At 68.2% G+C, this 15,749-nt stretch carries 17 protein-coding genes and 2 tRNA genes; 18 read left to right on the forward strand and 1 reads right to left on the reverse strand.

Annotated features, from left to right (window positions below; translation table 11 throughout):
* Window positions 1-238: 238 nt before the first annotated feature.
* The 18 genes from LK409_RS15755 to LK409_RS15840 all read left to right on the forward strand — a co-directional run bounded on the left by LK409_RS15755 (window position 239) and on the right by LK409_RS15840 (window position 15,328).
* Entirely contained in the window at window positions 239-1,267 is a 1,029-nt protein-coding gene (locus LK409_RS15755) for a TRAP transporter substrate-binding protein (protein ID WP_003814124.1), read from the forward strand.
* Window positions 1,264-1,809, forward strand: coding sequence for a TRAP transporter small permease (locus LK409_RS15760; protein WP_003814127.1), 546 nt, complete (start codon window positions 1,264-1,266; stop codon window positions 1,807-1,809). Before LK409_RS15755 ends, LK409_RS15760 begins: the two co-directional genes overlap by 4 nt.
* Window positions 1,806-3,080, forward strand: coding sequence for a TRAP transporter large permease (locus tag LK409_RS15765; protein WP_003814129.1), 1,275 nt, complete (start codon window positions 1,806-1,808; stop codon window positions 3,078-3,080). The genes LK409_RS15760 and LK409_RS15765 overlap by 4 nt, the downstream gene beginning before the upstream one ends.
* A gap of 24 nt (window positions 3,081-3,104) precedes the next feature.
* Entirely contained in the window at window positions 3,105-3,866 is a 762-nt protein-coding gene (locus LK409_RS15770) for a GntR family transcriptional regulator (protein ID WP_003814131.1), read from the forward strand.
* Window positions 3,867-3,964: 98 nt separating this feature from the next.
* On the forward strand, window positions 3,965-4,765 hold the full coding sequence (locus LK409_RS15775) for an HpcH/HpaI aldolase family protein (RefSeq protein WP_010929108.1): 801 nt from the start codon (window positions 3,965-3,967) through the stop codon (window positions 4,763-4,765).
* Window positions 4,766-4,791: 26 nt separating this feature from the next.
* Window positions 4,792-5,697 (forward strand): NAD-dependent epimerase/dehydratase family protein, encoded by a 906-nt coding sequence (locus LK409_RS15780; protein WP_003814134.1) that lies wholly within the window; start codon window positions 4,792-4,794, stop codon window positions 5,695-5,697.
* A 106-nt stretch (window positions 5,698-5,803) separates the two neighbouring features.
* Complete coding sequence (locus tag LK409_RS15785; protein WP_010929109.1) at window positions 5,804-6,550, forward strand: sulfite exporter TauE/SafE family protein; 747 nt, start codon at window positions 5,804-5,806, stop codon at window positions 6,548-6,550.
* Between the two features lie 86 nt (window positions 6,551-6,636).
* Window positions 6,637-7,452: a MerR family transcriptional regulator gene (locus LK409_RS15790; RefSeq protein WP_003814139.1), complete on the forward strand. Its 816-nt coding sequence runs from the start codon at window positions 6,637-6,639 to the stop codon at window positions 7,450-7,452.
* A gap of 132 nt (window positions 7,453-7,584) precedes the next feature.
* The gene (locus tag LK409_RS15795; protein ID WP_010927001.1) at window positions 7,585-9,024 is read left to right on the forward strand and encodes an FAD-dependent oxidoreductase; all 1,440 of its coding nucleotides are present in this window, start codon (window positions 7,585-7,587) and stop codon (window positions 9,022-9,024) included.
* A gap of 13 nt (window positions 9,025-9,037) precedes the next feature.
* Window positions 9,038-9,379 carry a cupin domain-containing protein gene (locus LK409_RS15800; protein WP_003814142.1) on the forward strand — a complete coding sequence of 114 codons (342 nt, stop codon included), beginning with the start codon at window positions 9,038-9,040 and terminating at the stop codon, window positions 9,377-9,379.
* A 54-nt stretch (window positions 9,380-9,433) separates the two neighbouring features.
* The gene (locus tag LK409_RS15805) at window positions 9,434-11,191 is read left to right on the forward strand and encodes a gamma-glutamyltransferase family protein (RefSeq protein WP_010929110.1); all 1,758 of its coding nucleotides are present in this window, start codon (window positions 9,434-9,436) and stop codon (window positions 11,189-11,191) included.
* A gap of 49 nt (window positions 11,192-11,240) precedes the next feature.
* On the forward strand, window positions 11,241-12,251 hold the full coding sequence (locus LK409_RS15810) for a tripartite tricarboxylate transporter substrate binding protein (protein WP_003814146.1): 1,011 nt from the start codon (window positions 11,241-11,243) through the stop codon (window positions 12,249-12,251).
* A gap of 132 nt (window positions 12,252-12,383) precedes the next feature.
* Complete coding sequence (gene modA, locus LK409_RS15815) at window positions 12,384-13,157, forward strand: molybdate ABC transporter substrate-binding protein (RefSeq protein WP_003814148.1); 774 nt, start codon at window positions 12,384-12,386, stop codon at window positions 13,155-13,157.
* A 74-nt stretch (window positions 13,158-13,231) separates the two neighbouring features.
* Window positions 13,232-13,840, forward strand: a complete 609-nt coding sequence (locus tag LK409_RS15820; protein ID WP_010929111.1) for a LysE family translocator — start codon at window positions 13,232-13,234, stop codon at window positions 13,838-13,840.
* Between the two features lie 121 nt (window positions 13,841-13,961).
* Window positions 13,962-14,037, forward strand: a tRNA-Gly gene (locus tag LK409_RS15825).
* Window positions 14,038-14,097: 60 nt separating this feature from the next.
* A tRNA-Cys gene (locus LK409_RS15830) sits at window positions 14,098-14,171 on the forward strand.
* A 113-nt stretch (window positions 14,172-14,284) separates the two neighbouring features.
* Window positions 14,285-14,668 (forward strand): membrane protein, encoded by a 384-nt coding sequence (locus LK409_RS15835; protein WP_003814152.1) that lies wholly within the window; start codon window positions 14,285-14,287, stop codon window positions 14,666-14,668.
* Window positions 14,669-14,725: 57 nt separating this feature from the next.
* Window positions 14,726-15,328: a DUF2946 family protein gene (locus LK409_RS15840; RefSeq protein WP_010929113.1), complete on the forward strand. Its 603-nt coding sequence runs from the start codon at window positions 14,726-14,728 to the stop codon at window positions 15,326-15,328.
* A gap of 17 nt (window positions 15,329-15,345) precedes the next feature.
* Here LK409_RS15840 and LK409_RS15845 read toward each other — a convergent pair whose 3' ends face one another.
* Window positions 15,346-15,747, reverse strand: a complete 402-nt coding sequence (locus LK409_RS15845; protein WP_010929114.1) for a DoxX family protein — start codon at window positions 15,745-15,747, stop codon at window positions 15,346-15,348.
* Window positions 15,748-15,749: the final 2 nt, after the last annotated feature.

Genomic DNA, 15,749 nt, shown 5'->3' on the forward strand with positions numbered 1-15,749 from the left:
TCCCCCATGCGGGACTGCCCGTTCGGACCGGGCGGCGGACGCGCGTCCGCCCGCGCCTAGGGAAAACCACAATTCTGCTCCCCTCTAGAATTTCATTAACATTTACCTGAAATGTCAGATAAATGTCTGAGGGCATATCGCCAACGGCGATGACATGACAACCCGTCGGCCAGACCGATGGACCAGGAGACACGGAGCCGCCCGGCCGGGCATGGGCTCCACCTATGGAGCATTCTTGATGACCACGTTGTTTTCATCCCTGAAAACGTTTGGCGCGGCATGCCTGCTGGCGGCTTCGAGCGTCATGTCGCCGGGCGCGCACGCGCAGGACATCCGCGTCCGGCTGGGCCATGTCTTTGCCATCGGCAGCCCCCAGGAAGTGGCTGGCAAGGAGTTCGCCGAACTGGTCAAGACACGCTCGAACGGCCAGATGGAGATTGCGCTGTTTCCGGCCGGCCAGCTGGGCGGCGACGAGGCGCTGGGGCGCGAATTGGCGCGCGGTTCGCTGGACCTCGCCTTCCTGAACGTGGCGGGCCTGACCGGCCTGGATCCGCTGCTCGACATCCATTACCTGCCCTACGCCGTCAGCACCTTCGAGGAAGCGGACCGTATCCACTTCAATCCCGACGGGGTCATCCAGAAAACGACCCGCGAGACCCTGCGCAAGCGGCGCATCGAGCCGCTTGCCTTCTTCGAGCTGGAGTTCCGCTCGATCACCAACTCGCAACGCCCGGTGGCCACGCCCGAGGACCTGCGCGGCATGAAATTGCGCACGCCCAGCGTCACCAATATCAAGACGCTGTTCGAGGCGGCCGGCGCGCACCCCCTGGCCCTGCCGTTCCCCGAGCTGTTCACCGCGTTGCAGCAGGGCACGGTCGACGGCCAGGACAACGGCCCCGCCCTGACGTACACCTCGCGCCTGTTCGAGGCGCAGAAGTACATGACCCTGACCAACCACATCTACGCGATCGGGGCCATCGCCTCCAGCGAACGATTCTGGAAACGCCTGAACGACGAGCAGAAGGCCATCGTGCTGGCCGCCGCCGAAGAGGCCGCCCGCAACCAGATCGCGAACAACCGCAAGCTGAACCGTGAATATGTGGAAAAAATCCGCCAGGGCGGCGTAGCGGTCATCGAACTGGATGCCCAGGCCATGCGCCCTTTCCGTGAACTCGGCCGCGCCCAGTGGGACAAGCTGGCAAGCGTCTATGGCGCCGAGCGCATCCAGGCGCTGCGCGACGAACTGGCCAAGAACAACATCCAATGAACGCCGCCGCCCCCTCCCCCGCCCCGCTGGCGGGCCTCGCGTCCGGCTCGGCCATCGACCGGGCCGAGCGCTGGCTGCTGCGCGGCGAGATGGCCGTCAGCGTCGCCGCACTGGCCGTGATCATGGCGACCGTCGCCATCAGCGTGGCCGCGCGCGCGCTGCTCTTGCCCATTCCCAACCTGACGGAATGGGCCGTGACCGCCATGTCCGCGCTGACTTTCCTGGGCGCGTCCGCGTGCACCGCGCTGCGGCGCCACATCAATATCGAAGTGGTCGACCTGCTTCCGGCCGGCGCGCTGCGCTTCGCCGCGCACCTGGCATCGCTGCTGGCGCAGCTGGTCTTCGGCGTCATGTTCGCCATCACGGCCTGGGGATTCTTCGACTACGCGCTGGACTCCGGCGAAAAACTGATCGACCTGGGCACGCCGGTGGCCCTGCCCAGCGGGCTCATGGTGGCCGGCGCAGCCCTGATCGCCCTGCATGCCGCGCTGGCCATTTACCGGCTGGTCGCCGGCCGTCCCGCCCTGGAGTTCGCGCAATGAGCCTCGCCTTCGCAGGATTGTTCCTGCTGCTGATCATCGGCACGCCGCTGGGCATGGCGTTCGCCCTGGCCGTGATGGGCCGCGCCGGAAGTTTCAACCTGGATCTCGACGCGCTGGGAGCCATCCCCTACGAAACCATTTCGGCGGTTCCGCTGGTGGCGATTCCGCTGTTCCTGCTGGTCGGCGAAATCATGAACCGCGGCGGCCTGGCCTTGTGCCTGAGCCAGATCTGCGACCGCGTGCTGCACTTCCTGCCCGCCCGCATGGGGCACATCGCCGTGGCGGCCTCGGGGCTGATGAGCGCCATGACCGGCTCGTCCGTGGCCACGGTGGCCGCCATCGGCGCGACCGTGGGCCCCGAAATGACGGCGCGCGGCTACAAGCGCGCCTACAGCGCGTCGCTGGTCGCCGCCGCCGGCCTGCTGGGCGTGCTGCTGCCGCCATCGATACCGTTGATCCTGTACGGTTCGGTGGTCGGCACGTCCATCGTCGATCTATTCCTCGCCACCCTGGTGCCCGGCCTGATCATGGCGGGCGCGTTCTTCGCCACGCACGCCCTGCGCTCGCGCTCGGCCTTGCGGGACGGCGTCGAAAGCGCCGGCGCGGCGGGCCTGGACCGCGCCCCCGCCCCGACCTCCGGCGCCACCGTCTCGGCATTGCTGCTGCCGGTGTTCGTCCTGGGCGGCATCTACTCCGGCCTGACCACGCCGACCGAGGCAGCCGCGGTCGCGGCAGCGGCCGCCCTGGCGATGACGCTGATCCAGCGCACCCTGCGCTGGGACCAGGTGCCGGTGGTGTTCACCAATGCCGTCAAGGCGTCGGCGGCCATCCTCACCATCATCGCGCTGACGAGCCTGTTCAACCGCGCCCTGGTCCTCAACCAGATTCCCCAGGACATCGCCGCCTTCGCGCTGTCCGTGACGGACGACCCCATCGTCTTCCTGCTCGGGGTCAATCTGTTGCTGCTGCTGGTCGGCATGTTCATGGAAACCAATGCCGCGGTCATGCTCATGGGCCCGCTGCTGGCGCCGGCGGCCATCAAGTTCGGAATCGATCCAGTGCACTTCGGTATCATCCTGGTCACCAACATCGAAATTGGCTTGATCACCCCACCTTTGGCCGCCAATGTTTTCGTTGCAGCCCGCACACTGGACGTGAACATGGTGAAAATGCTGCCCCATCTCGCCTGGTTCTTCGCCGCCGCGCTGAGCGTCCTGCTGCTCATCAGCTTCGTGCCCGAACTGACCCTGTGGTTCAGGCATTTCCAATAGGCTACGCAACAAAGGAAGACGCGTATGAACGACTTGCACACCCGAGCCCGCACGGCCCCCCGTGCCCTTGCGGGCAAGCGGACCACGAGCGCGGCCGAGGCAAGCGATACGGCGCCCGGCGCCCCGCAACCCTTTCTGCGGGACGTGGCCTACGAGCAGATCAAAGCCATGCTGTTCCTCAATGAAGAGACGGGACGGGCCTACTCCGAGCGCCAGCTCGCCGCCCAGTTCGGGTTGGGGCTCAATCCCGTGCGCTCGGCGATCGAACGCCTGAAGCTGGAAGGCCTGGTCGTCGTGGTGCCCAAGATCGGCATCATGCTGCCGGAGATGTCCGCCAACGCGATCAATGATTTCTACGAGATCCGCACGGTCATCGAAAGCCACGTGGCGCTCTCCCTGGTCGGGCAACTCCAGCCCTCGGATATCGAGCGCGTGGAAGCCATCCTGCGCCAGCAGGAGGAGTGCGTGCGCGAGGGCGCCTATCTCGACTACCACCAGCTCGACATGGCGTTCCACCTCAGCCTGGCCCAGATACACGGCAACGAAGAGATCGTGCAGATGCTCGAGCGCCTGCGCGACAAGATGCACCGCCTGTCCACGCGCCTGCATACCAAGTATCCCGGGCGGCTGGGCGCCAATGTCCAGCAGCACCGGGAAATCTTCGAAGCCATCAAGGACGGCGACGCGAAGCGGGCGCAGAACCAGATGCGCGCGCACCTGGTCTGGGGCAAACGCTTCGTGCTCGACCCCCGGTCCTCGGCCGACGCATTGCTGCCCGCCACGTAGGGCGCTACCCAACCGCTTTCCCTGCCAGCCGCATCGGCCGGGCCACATCGGCCCGGCCGAGGGGGGCTTGCACGCCTCACTTTCGACAAGGGCAACGCATGCACATACCCGACCGACTCTTCGCGGCCCTGCGTGGCCGAAGGCCCGCCTACGGCACCTGGGCACAGATGAACTCGCCCGAATTCTGCGAAATCGCCGCCAGCGCCGGCCTGGACTTCGTCATCGTCGACATGGAACACGGCTCGTTCGGCATTGAATCGGCGGTGCACATGACGCGCGCGGCCCAGCTCGGCGGCGCCACCGCGCTGGTGCGCACGCCAGACGCCAGCCGGACCGCCATTTTCAAGGCCCTGGACACCGGCGCCAACGGGGTGCTGGTTCCCAACGTCGACAGCCCCGAAATGGCCGCCGCCATCGTGGCGGCCTCGCGCTATGCGCCGCAGGGGCAACGCGGCGCCTGCCCCTGCACGCGCGCCACCGCGCACGGCGTGACGCCCTGGGCACAGCACGTGGAACAGGCCCGCGAACATACGTTCGTCGCGGCCCTCATCGAAACGCCGCAGGGCATCGCCAACTTCGACCGCATCCTCGATGTGCCGGGACTGGACGCCGTGGCGCTCGGCCCGTTCGACCTGAACCAGGCGCTGGGCCTGAACGGCGACTGGAAGCACCCCGAAGTGCAGGCCGCCCAGTCCCGCATGGTCCGCCAGGCTCGCGCCAAGGGCGTGCAAGTCATGATGTCGATCTTCGATAGCGACCCGCGCCTGCTGTGCGAACAGATCGCGCGCTGGCAGGACGAAGGCGCCGCGCTGTTCGTGGTCAGCGGCGACCGGTTCCTGCTTTCCAGCAGCTTCAACGCGCTCAACGCCGCCCTGCCCCGAACCGGGCTCGCGCGCTGAACCGGCGCATCCATCTGGAGTCATCCATGCAACACACCAAGGTTCTGATCACGGGCGGAGGCGGCTTCCTGGGCGCCTGGGTCGCCAAGCGGCTGCTGGCGCGCGGATTGCCGGTGCGCATCATGGACATCGCCGACGACCGTCGGGTTGTTCGCGGCCTGCTGGGCGACGCCGCCGACAGGCTGGAATGGGTGGTCGGCGACGTCAGCCAGGCCGCGGACGTGGAGGCCGCGCTCTCGGGATGCCAGCAGGTCGTCCATCTGGCCGGACTGCTCACGCCATCCTGCCAGCTCGATCCCGTCAAGGGCGCGCAAGTCAACCTGCTGGGCACCCTGCATGTTTTCGAAGCGGCCAAAAGGCAGGGCCTGCGCCATGTGGTCTATACCAGCTCGGTCAGCGTATTCGGCCCGGACAACGGCCTGCAGCCGGAACCGTCGACGCACTACGGCGCCTTCAAGCTGGCGACCGAGGGCTGCGCGCGCACCTACTGGGAGTATGACGGCATCTCCAGCGTCGGGCTGCGCCCCGGCGTGGTCTACGGGCCGGGACGGGAAGTCGGGCTGAGCGCCGGCCCGACCCTGGCCTGCCGCGCCGCCGTCCGCGGCGAGCCCTACACCGTCGGCTACCAGGGAGATACGTGCCTCGTGTACGCGGACGATGTCGCCGCGGCCTACGAACAGGCGCTGATCGCGCGCGCGCCCGGCGCGCAGGTATTCAACGTGTCCGGGCGGCCCACGCCGATGGCGGACATCCTGGATGCCATCCGCCGCCACTGCCCGGACGCGCGCCTGGGGGCCGAAGGCCCCGTCCTGCCGTTCACCGCCGATATCCCGGACGAGGCGCTGTACCGGGCCTTTCCCGCCCTGCCCCGGACCCCGCTCGACGTCGGCATCGGACAAACGCTGGCGCATTACCGGCCGGCCCAAGCCTGAGGCGGCCCCGCCGCCAACCTGCTAGCATCCGTGGCAACGCGCCAGGCCGCCGCCATCGACATGGCGCGGACCTGCGCGCCCGCAAGCAAAACAACGGGGACTACGAATGGATCTGGCATTGGTTCTGGGCGCGGCATTCTTTGCCGGCATTCTCAATGCGACGACGGGCGGCGGCAGCTTCCTGACGCTGCCGGCCCTGGTGGCGGTGGGCGTGCCGCCCGTCATGGCCAATGCGACCGGCACGCTGGCCCTGCTGCCCGGCTATTTCGCCGGCGCCTGGGCCATGCGGCGCGATCTCTTCATCGAGCCGCATCGCGTGCCGCTGTGGCGCACCACGCTGATCGCCGCGGTCGGCGGCGCCGTCGGCGCGCTGCTGCTGCTGTGGATCGACCAGAAAGCCTTCCGCCACCTGGCGCCCTGGCTGCTGCTGGTTGCCACGCTGATTTTCTGGTGCGCGCCCGCCATGCTCAAACGCACGCAGCAGGCCGCGGCAGCGCCGGGCAATTGGCGCGGCCAGGCCGGGCTAACGGCGGTCAGCGTCTATGGCGGCTTCTTCAATGGCGGCATCGGCATCATGCTGCTCGCACTGTTCAGCGCCTCGGGCTATCAGAGCCTGAACACCATGAACGCGCTGAAGAACCTGCTCTCAGGCGTGCTGACCTGCATCGCCGTCGTCGTATACGTGGCCGGCGCCTTGATCAACTGGCAATACGCCCTGCTGATGCTGGGCGCGGCGCTCGCCGGCGGCTACGTGGGCGGCAGGCTGGCGCGCCGCATCCCGCGCGGTGCCCTGCGCGCGGGCATTATCGCGATCGGGCTGGCCATGACTGCTTTCATGTTCATGCGCGCCTAGGCGGCGCGGCGAGCCGGCGGCCCTGGTCGATTACAATTTCCCGCGCCGCGTCGCCGGGCGCCGTGCACAACCCATCCCGTAGCAACATGCCGGAATTCGGAATCACCCAAGCCGCGCAACTGACCGGCACCAACCCCTCCACGCTGCGCTTGTGGGAACAGCACGGACTGCTGTCGCCGCTGCGCAGCCCGACGGGGCAGCGCATCTACGGCGAACACGATCTGGGCCTGATCAGCACCATCCTGCGCCTGCGCAAGGTCGAGGGCCTGAACATCTCGGCCATCAAACGCGCGCTGGCCAGCACCGCGCCGGCGCCGCAGGACCCGGCGCGGCCCAAGCGTTCGGCCAACACCCAGCAGCTGGGCCGGCAATTTCGGGTGGCCCGGCAGAAACACGACATGTCGCTGCAGGAGGCGGCCGACGCCACCGGGCTGCCGGTTTCCTTCATCTCCACCTTCGAGCGCACCGGCCAGGGTGCCGCGGTCGCCAGCCTGCAGCGCCTGGCAGCCTGCTATGGCACCACCGTCACCGAACTCTCGGCGCCGCCGGCCAGGTCCGCCGACAGCAGCGCCCACGTCGTGCGCGGCGGCAAGGCGCGGCAGGCGCCCAGCTTCGGCGCCGGCATCCAGATATTCCAGCTGGCGGAAACCCTGCAGTCGCTGGACTGCCAGCGCTGGGTACTGCAGCCAGGCGCCCAGAGCGACGGCGCCTACTCGCACGAAGGCGAAGAATTCATCCATGTGCTGCATGGGCGCTTCCATATCAGCGTACAAGGGCTGAAGACCTGGGAACTGGTCGCCGGCGACAGCATTTCCTTCGACAGCCGCCTGCTGCACTCCTGGTCCGCCGCGGGCGACGAGCCGACCGTCCTGCTCTGGGTGAACACGCCGCGCAGCTTCTGATCCGCAGGGCGCGGGTCCCGATGCACAGAACCCCTCCGAACCTACAGAAAATATATATGCCTACAGAAAACATGTAGGCATAATCCGAACATCACGGCCGCCATCCCGGCGGCCCGCACTCAGAGAGAGGCCATGCGCGCGTCAACGAATCAGACCTTGCAGCTAGACCGGCGCGCCGCCCTGCCCGCATTGGCGCGCAGCTACTGGTTCAAGCAAGCCGTGCCGCAAGAGTCCGCGCCGCAAGGCCTGCGTGGCCGCCACAGCGTGGACATCGCCATCGTCGGCGGCGGATTCGTCGGCCTGTGGACGGCCCTGGCGGCCAAGGCCATGCAGCCAACGGCCCGCGTCATCGTGCTGGAGCGCGACCTGTGCGGCGGCGGCGCGTCCGGCCGCAACGGCGGTTTCGCCATGTCATGGTGGCCCAAGATATCCACCCTGCTGTCCATGGCGGGCCGCGACGAGGCGCTGCGCCTGGCGCTGGCCTCGGAACGCGCGATCGGCGAGCTCGAACGGTTCTGCCTGGCGCGCGGGGTCGACGCGCATTTCGTGCGGGGCGGCTGGTTCTGGACAGCCACCACCGAGGCCCAGCGCGGGGCCTGGGCCAGCACCCTGCAGGCCTGCGAGCGGGTCGGGCACCAGCCTTTCACGGCCGTGGCGCCGGACGAGCTGGCGCGCCGCACCGGCTCGCCGGTACACCTGGAAGGCATATTCGACACGGCCACGGCCACCGTCCAGCCTGCCCTGCTGGCGCGCGGCCTGCGGCAGGCCGCGCTGGACGACGGCATCGAGGTGTACGAGGGCAGCGCGGTGCGCACCCTGCACACCGGCGCGCCCGCCGTGCTCGGCCTGGACGAGGCCGAGGTGCGGGCCGGCACGGTCGTCCTCGCCAACAACGTCTGGGCCGCCGCCATTCCCGAACTGGCGCCGCTGATCACGCCCGTCAACAGCGCGCTCGTCGTCACCGAACCCATCGGCGAGCGCCTGCAGGAACTGGGCTGGCGCGGCAACGAAGCGATCACCGACTCGCAATTGCTGGTGGGGTATTACCGCAAGACGCGCGACGGACGCCTGGTGTTCGGCAAAGGCAGCGGCGCGCTGTCGAGCGGCGGGCGCATCGGCCAGGTGTTCAGCCGCGATCCCGGCACCGAAGCCCTGACCGAGGCGGATTTCCGGCGCACTTATCCCGAATTGCGCGACGTCGCGATCGCGCAGGCCTGGGCCGGCCCCATCGACCGGACCTACGACAGCCTGCCGGTATTCGGCCGCCTGCGCGGCGCCGACCACATCTGCTACGGCATCGGCTGGAGCGGCAACGGCGTCGCGCCGAGCTGGGTGGGCGGACAGATCCTGGCCGCGCTGGCGCTGGGCCGCAAGAATGAATGGAGCGAGTCCGCCCTGGTCGGGCGGGAGTGCAGGAAGTTCCCGCCCGAGCCCATACGCTTCATGGGCGGTACGCTGGTACGCAACGCGGTATTGCGCAAGGAGCGCGACGAAGCGCTCGGGCGCAAGCCCGCGTGGCTGGACACCCGCCTCGCCACCCTGGCGCCGGCGGGCCTGGAAGACAAATCCTGATAGAGGCCATGACATGAAAAAACCCGTCGTCATCAATGCCGCGCCGTCGGGCGCCTTCACCCCCAAGACGGCAGTGCCGGGCCAGCCCGTCGCCGCCGACCGCAGCACCGATGTCGGGCTGGCGCCGCAGGAAGGGGTGACCGCCGGCATCTGGGAATGCCAGCCGGGCCTTTTCCGCCGCACCATCATGCAGCGCGAGTTCTCGCACTTCATCGCCGGGCATTGCTACTTCACGCCCGACGGCGGCGAAGCCATCGAAATCCGCGCCGGCGACGCGGTGTACTTCCCGGCCGACTGCCATGGCGTCTGGGATGTGCGCGAGACGCTGCGCAAGAGCTACCTGATCATCGACTAAGCCGTACCAGGGCCCGCCCTTGCCCGGGCGGCCCGTACTCCGGAGGAGACCACCATGTCCGTCGACGCGTTCGCTACCGGCCAATCCGCCACCAGCACCTATACCGCGCACCGGCCCGTCATCGCGGCGAATCGTCATGCGGTGTCCAGCGGCCACTACCTCGCCTCGCACGCCGCGTTCCAGATTCTCGAATCGGGCGGCAACGCCGTGGACGCCGGCGTGGCGGCCGGCCTGGTGCTGGGCGTGGTGCACAGCGACCAGGTCAACATCGCGGGCGTCGCGCCCATGATGATCTACCTGGCCGCGGAAGACCGGGTCATCACCATAGACGGGCTGGGCAGCTGGCCGGCCGCGGCCTCGTGCGAACGATTCGAACGCGAGTTCGGCGGCGTGGTGCCGGAAGGCCTGCTGCGCACGGTCATTCCGGCCGCGCCCGGGGCCTGGATCACCGCCCTGCAGCGCTACGGCACGCGCAGTTTCGCCGAGGTCGCGCAATACGCGATCCGCTTCGCGCGCGAAGGCTTCATCATGTACCCGTTCCTGGCGGACCGCCTGCAGGAAGCCGAGGCCAAGTACCGCCGCTGGCCGTCCAACGCCGCCATCTACCTGCCCGGCGGACGGCCGCCGCGCGTGGGCGAGCGCTTCGTGCAAAGCGATCTGGCCGCCAGCCTGCAATACATGGCGGACCAGGAGACCGCGACCGCCGGCTCGCGCGTACGCAAGCTGCAGGCCGCCCGCGATGCGTTCTACCAGGGCGACATCGCCAGCAAGATCGTCGCGTTCCACCAGGAGAACGGCGGCCTGCTCACCGCCGCCGACCTGGCCGGCTACGCGCCGACCATCGAGGCCCCGCTCAGCACGCGCTACGGCGACATGGACGTCTATGCGTGCAACTTCTGGTGCCAGGGCCCGGCCCTGCTGCAGGCCCTGAACATCCTGAAGTCGTTCGACCTCAAGGAGATGGGGCACAACAGCACGCGCTACATCCATCACGTGGCCGAAGCGCTGAAGCTGACTTTCGCCGATCGCGAGCACTATTACGCCGACCCGCGCTTCATCGACGTGCCCGCGCAGACGCTGCTGTCGGACGCCTACGCGCGGCAGCGCGCGCAACTGGTGCGAGCCGACCGCGCCTGGCCCGAAATGCCGCCGTGCGGCGAGATCGCGGGGTACGAAACGCTGCGCGCCATCCACGGCAATATTTCGCGCGAGATCGATCCCCCGCTGGATACCTCGTACGTGTGCGTGGTCGACCGCTACGGCAACGCCTTCTCGGCCACGCCCAGCGATGTGTCGAGCGACACGATCGTGATTCCCGGCACCGGGCTGTGTCCGTCCTCGCGCGGGTCCCAGTCGCGCGCCGATGCCAGCCATCCGGCCAGCCTGGCCCCGGGCAAGCGTCCGCGGCTCACGCCCAACCCCGCCATGGCCATCCAGCGCGGCAAGCGCATCCTGCCGCTGGGCAGCCCCGGCGGCGACAGCCAGGTGCAGGCCATGCTGCAGGTGCTGCTGAACATCACGCTGTTCGGCATGGATCCGCAGACGGCGATCGAAGCGCCGCGTTTCATTTCCTATAGCCATCCCGACTCGTTCGCGCCGCACGCCTACTACCCCGGCCGCCTGAACGTGGAAGGACGCATCCCGGCGCAGACCGAGCAGACCCTGGCCGCGCTCGGACACGACATGCAGCGCTGGCCCGATTGGCTCTGGCGCGCCGGCGGCGTCTGCGCCATCGACGCCGATCTCGAACAAGGCATCTACCAGGCCGGCGCCGACCCGCGGCGCGCGGCCGCCTACGCGCTGGGCTGGTAGGCGCCCCCCGTCACAAGACACCCCTCGCATACAACGACAAGGAGACTCCATGACTGTCATTTCCCGCTACCTGCTCGGCGCATTCGGCCGCAAAGCCCGCCTGGCCTGCGCCTCGGCCATGCTCGGGGCGGCCCTGCTGCCCGCCGGCGCCGCCAGCGCCGACACCTATCCGTCCAAGCCGGTGCGGCTGATCGTGCCCTACACGCCGGGCGGCGCGACCGACATGGTGGCGCGCATCGTCGCACAGCACCTGGGCGCTCGCCTGGGCCAATCGGTAATCGTCGAGAACAAACCCGGCGCGGGCGGCAACATCGGCTCGCAGATGGTCGCCTCGGCGCTTCCGGATGGCTATACGCTGCTGTTCTCGACCACCGCCAACGCCATCAACGAAAGCCTGTACAAGGACCTGCCGTTCGACTTCAAGCAGGCCTTCGAGCCGGTGACCCAGCTGGTGGAACTGCCCAACGTGGTCATCACCGGCCCGGACGTGCCGGTCAACTCGATCGCCCAGGTCATCGCGCTGGCCAAGAAAGACCCCAAGGCGCTGACGTACGCATCGGCGGGCACGGGCACCTCCACCCACCTGGCCACCGAACTGTTCAAGACCATGGCGGGCGTCAACATCCTGCACGTTCCCTACAAGGGCAGCGCGCCCGCGATGACCGACCTGCGCGGCGGCCGCGTGCAGCTGATGTTCGACAACATTCCCTCGGCCCTGCCGCAGGTACAGGCCGGCGCGGTGCGGGCGCTGGCGGTCACCAGCAGCCGCCGCAGCCCGGTGCTGCCGGACGTGCCGACCGTGGCCGAGGCCGGCGTGCCCGGCTACGAGGCGGTGGCGTGGCACGGCATTTCGGTACCAGCCAAGACGCCCGCCCCCATCGTCGAACGGCTCAGCGGCGAGATCGCCCAGGTCCTCAAGCAGCCCGAGGTCGTCAAGCAGCTGACCGCCATCGGCGCCACGCCGGTGGGCAGCACGCCGGCGCAGTTCCAGGCGCACATCGACAAGGAACTCGCGAAGTGGCAGAAAGTCGTCGCCGAGTCGGGCGCATCGCTGAACTAGGCTTGCGGGTGGCTACCGGGTGCGGGCCGCAAGCCCCGCAGCCCGGCCCATTGGTGTCCATGGACACGAATACGTGCTAAGTTCCAGCGCTATTCGTTCTCCGCGACGCATGGACCGTCTGCTGGCACCACCATGGAATACCCCCGCATCCCAGGCGCGGCGCTGCTTGCAGCCGCCTTGCTGGCCGGCCAGGCCTCGGCCGGCGAGGTGCGCGTGGCCGTGGCGACCAAGCTTGCCGAACCGATACGCCTGGTCGCCGCCAGTTTCGAAAAGGACACGGGCAACAAGGTGCATTACACCGTGGCGCCCACCAGCGCCTTCCTGCGGCAGATCGCCGAGGGCGCGGATTTCGACGTGCTGTTGCCGAACAACAAGGCGGCGCTGAGCGAACTCGAGGCTCTCGACCGGGTCGTGCCCGGGACGCGCCACACCTATGCCCAGAACGTACTGGTCCTGTGGTCGCCGTTCAAGGACTACGTCGACGACCAGGGGCAGGTGCTCAGGCGCAACCAATTCCAGCGCCTGTCGGTCGCCAGCCCCAACCGGGTCTATGGCCGGCCGGCGGCGCAGGTACTGGACAACCTGGGCCTCGCCAAGGCGGTCGAGGACAAGCTGGTCGAACGCCACGACCTCGCGCAGTCGCGCCAATTCGTCACGGCCGGCGGCGCCGACCTGGGGATCGTGACGCTGTCCCAGGTCTACGCCAACGGGAAACTCCAGCGCGGGTCGGCATGGCTGATTCCGCAAACGCTCTACGATCCGATCGAACAGCAGGCCGTCATCCTGAAGCCCGGACGCGACAATCCCGTGGCGCGTTCGTTCCTGTTCTACCTCAGGGGCCCCAAGGCCGGCTCCATCCTGATCTCCCACGGCTACCGCTACCAGCTGTTCTCCGAATCGCTCTGATCGGCCAGGCCCGCGGCCGCGGCTACACTGTGGAGCACCGACACCGGGCTCTCCACCTTGCTCCGCCTCCATCCATGTCACTGCATACCTGGCTGCTTTACCTGATCGCCGTCATCGGGCTGTCGCTGACGCCCGGCCCCAATACGCTGCTGGCCCTCACGCACGGCGCGATGCATGGCCACCGCAAGGCGCTTTGCACCATTACCGGCGGCGCGCTCGGCTTCACGCTGGTAATCGGCCTGTCCATGCTGGGCATCAGCGCCCTGCTCAAGGCCTGGTCGCCGGCGCTGATCCTGCTGAAATGGATCGGCGGCGCCTACCTCGTCTACCTGGGCATCCAGTTGTGGCGCGCACCGGCCGTGCCATTGCAGGCGCCGGCCGGATCGTCGTCGGCGCGCGGCGCGCGCCTGTTCTGCCAGGGCCTGCTGGCCGCCGTCTCCAATCCCAAGGCCCTGCTTTTCTTTGGCGCGTTCCTGCCGCAGTTCATCGACCCGGCGCGCAGCCTGGCTACCCAATTCGCCGTCATGGCCGCCACCTTCGCCGCCATGGAATTCGTGGTCGAGTACGGACTGGCGCGCGCGGCCCACAAGGTCAGGCCCTTCCTGCAGCGGGCCGGCCGGCGTTTCAACAAGACCTGCGGCGGCATGTTCGCCGCCATGGGGATCGCCCTGCCCGGCACGTAAGCGCCGCCTGCGACTTGAACCCGACAGCCGAAATCGTGTATAATTTTTTTCTTCGTTGAGCAGCGTGTGGGAATTTTCCAGACGGGGACTTCTGCGTTGCTTGGCCTTAAGCAGTACCCATGCGGGAATAGCTCAGTTGGTAGAGCGCAACCTTGCCAAGGTTGAGGTCGCGAGTTCGAGACTCGTTTCCCGCTCCAAACACCAAAAAGGGAAGCTAGCGGTTACCTGCCGTGCTTCCTTTTTTCTTGTAGCCTGCCGGCGCAATGGCAGAGTGGTTATGCAGCGGATTGCAAATCCGTGTACGTCGGTTCGATTCCGGCTTGCGCCTCCAAACACTTCAAGGCCCGCCGCGTCGCGGGCCTTCTTGTTCCAGGATGCGGGTTTGGCGCCCTGCGCATCTGGTTACCCTTCCCTACCTCTGCGTACCCAAGATTTGCGCGCGCGTTGCTAACGTGTGGCCGTCGCAATTACGTCCGCACGCCCATGCCTACCCTGCATTTTCCCCGTCCGTCGGCGCGCCACGGAGCCCGCCTGCTGCTGGCGCTGGTTGCGCTGACCCTGGCCTGCGCGCCCATGATGGCGCGCGCCGACGATGATGACGACGATGACGATTACCGCCCGCGCCGCGAATACAAGGAAAAATACTGGGACGGCGCGTGCAAGGTCGAGCGCAAGTGGAAACGCAACGGCGAGTACCGCGAAAAGCGCAAATGCCCGGGCTACCGGTCCGGCTATGACTATGGCTATGCGCAGCCAGCCATGGTGCCGATGATCCCCGCCAACCCTGCCATCATCATCAGCGCGCCGCCCATCGTGATCCGGCCGTAGCGCGGCCCGGCGCGCGCGCTTGCCTATAATGGCGGCCGGAATCCGTCCCGTGGCGCTATGGATCAACTGGTAAAAGACGCTTTGGCCCGCTGGCCCGACGTGCCGGCAGTGTACGGCTGGCTGTCGCTGGACGCCCGCGGCCGCTGGCACCTGCATCCGCAAGGCGACGCGGCGCGCGGCGCCCCGGGAGAGTCCATCACCAGCCCGCAGATCCTCACCTTCATCGGCCGCAACTACGAATGCGATGCGCAGGGCAACTGGTTTTTCCAGAACGGCCCGCAGCGTGTGTATGTGCGCCTGGATGCGGCGCCGCTGATCCTGCGCCGCGCCGACGAATTCCCCGGCCTGCAGACCCATACCGGCCAGGCCGTCACCGCCGTGCGGCAGTGGTGGCTGGACGACGAGGGGCGCCTGTACGCATCCACGGCGGCGGGCCCCGGGCTGGTCGAAGACCGCGAACTGGCGCCGCTGCTGGCGCAGTTGCACGTGGACGGCCAGGCGCTGGCCGACGTGCTGGAAACAGGCTGGCCCGAACCGGGCCGGCCGCCCCTCATGGTGTCGCACCCTGCCTGGCCGAACACCGCGCCGCTGCATGGCGTGGCCAGCGGCGATGTCGCGCGCCGCCTGGGCTTCGTGGCCAACCCGGCCAAGCCCGCCTAGGGCCTGCCGCGCCGTCCTCAGGCGCGCGGACGCGGCAGGAGCGCGGCCTTGCCATTGCCCAGCAGCGTCAGCGCCGCGGCACCGACCGCCAGGAAAACCGGATACTCCCAGCCCCCGCCCGGATTGCCGAACGCCCAGCCATTGCCCGCGTGCACCGTGGCGGCAGCCAGCAATTGCACGGCGGCAATGGCCGCAACCCAGCGCGGGTAGATACCCAGGATCAGCAGCACCCCGCCAACGATCTCGAAGTACGTCACGGGATAGGCCAGCCAGCCGGCAAACCCCACCTTGGCGAAGAACTGGGCCGTGCCGGGCAGCGTGAACACGAGCAGCTTGGTCAGGCCATGGGCCAGGTACATCACGCCCAGCGCCAGTCTCAGCAACAGGACGGCATAGGGAGCCGTACGGGAATCGATCATGT

The organism is Bordetella parapertussis (assembly GCF_020735925.1).
Lineage (GTDB): Bacteria > Pseudomonadota > Gammaproteobacteria > Burkholderiales > Burkholderiaceae_B > Bordetella > Bordetella pertussis.

Bases quoted from the DNA above. Each gene is read 5' to 3' on its own strand.
- modA (WP_003814148.1), top strand. From the start codon at position 12,384: ATGGAATACCCCCGCATCCCAGGCGCGGCGCTGCTTGCAGCCGCCTTG.
- LK409_RS15805 (WP_010929110.1), top strand. From the start codon at position 9,434: ATGTCCGTCGACGCGTTCGCTACCGGCCAATCCGCCACCAGCACCTAT.
- LK409_RS15780 (WP_003814134.1), top strand. From the start codon at position 4,792: ATGCAACACACCAAGGTTCTGATCACGGGCGGAGGCGGCTTCCTGGGC.
- LK409_RS15800 (WP_003814142.1), top strand. From the start codon at position 9,038: ATGAAAAAACCCGTCGTCATCAATGCCGCGCCGTCGGGCGCCTTCACC.
- LK409_RS15845 (WP_010929114.1), bottom strand. From the start codon at position 15,747: ATGATCGATTCCCGTACGGCTCCCTATGCCGTCCTGTTGCTGAGACTG.
- LK409_RS15820 (WP_010929111.1), top strand. From the start codon at position 13,232: ATGTCACTGCATACCTGGCTGCTTTACCTGATCGCCGTCATCGGGCTG.
- LK409_RS15795 (WP_010927001.1), top strand. From the start codon at position 7,585: ATGCGCGCGTCAACGAATCAGACCTTGCAGCTAGACCGGCGCGCCGCC.
- LK409_RS15760 (WP_003814127.1), top strand. From the start codon at position 1,264: ATGAACGCCGCCGCCCCCTCCCCCGCCCCGCTGGCGGGCCTCGCGTCC.
- LK409_RS15755 (WP_003814124.1), top strand. From the start codon at position 239: ATGACCACGTTGTTTTCATCCCTGAAAACGTTTGGCGCGGCATGCCTG.
- LK409_RS15810 (WP_003814146.1), top strand. From the start codon at position 11,241: ATGACTGTCATTTCCCGCTACCTGCTCGGCGCATTCGGCCGCAAAGCC.
- LK409_RS15775 (WP_010929108.1), top strand. From the start codon at position 3,965: ATGCACATACCCGACCGACTCTTCGCGGCCCTGCGTGGCCGAAGGCCC.
- LK409_RS15770 (WP_003814131.1), top strand. From the start codon at position 3,105: ATGAACGACTTGCACACCCGAGCCCGCACGGCCCCCCGTGCCCTTGCG.
- LK409_RS15840 (WP_010929113.1), top strand. From the start codon at position 14,726: ATGGATCAACTGGTAAAAGACGCTTTGGCCCGCTGGCCCGACGTGCCG.
- LK409_RS15785 (WP_010929109.1), top strand. From the start codon at position 5,804: ATGGATCTGGCATTGGTTCTGGGCGCGGCATTCTTTGCCGGCATTCTC.
- LK409_RS15790 (WP_003814139.1), top strand. From the start codon at position 6,637: ATGCCGGAATTCGGAATCACCCAAGCCGCGCAACTGACCGGCACCAAC.
- LK409_RS15765 (WP_003814129.1), top strand. From the start codon at position 1,806: ATGAGCCTCGCCTTCGCAGGATTGTTCCTGCTGCTGATCATCGGCACG.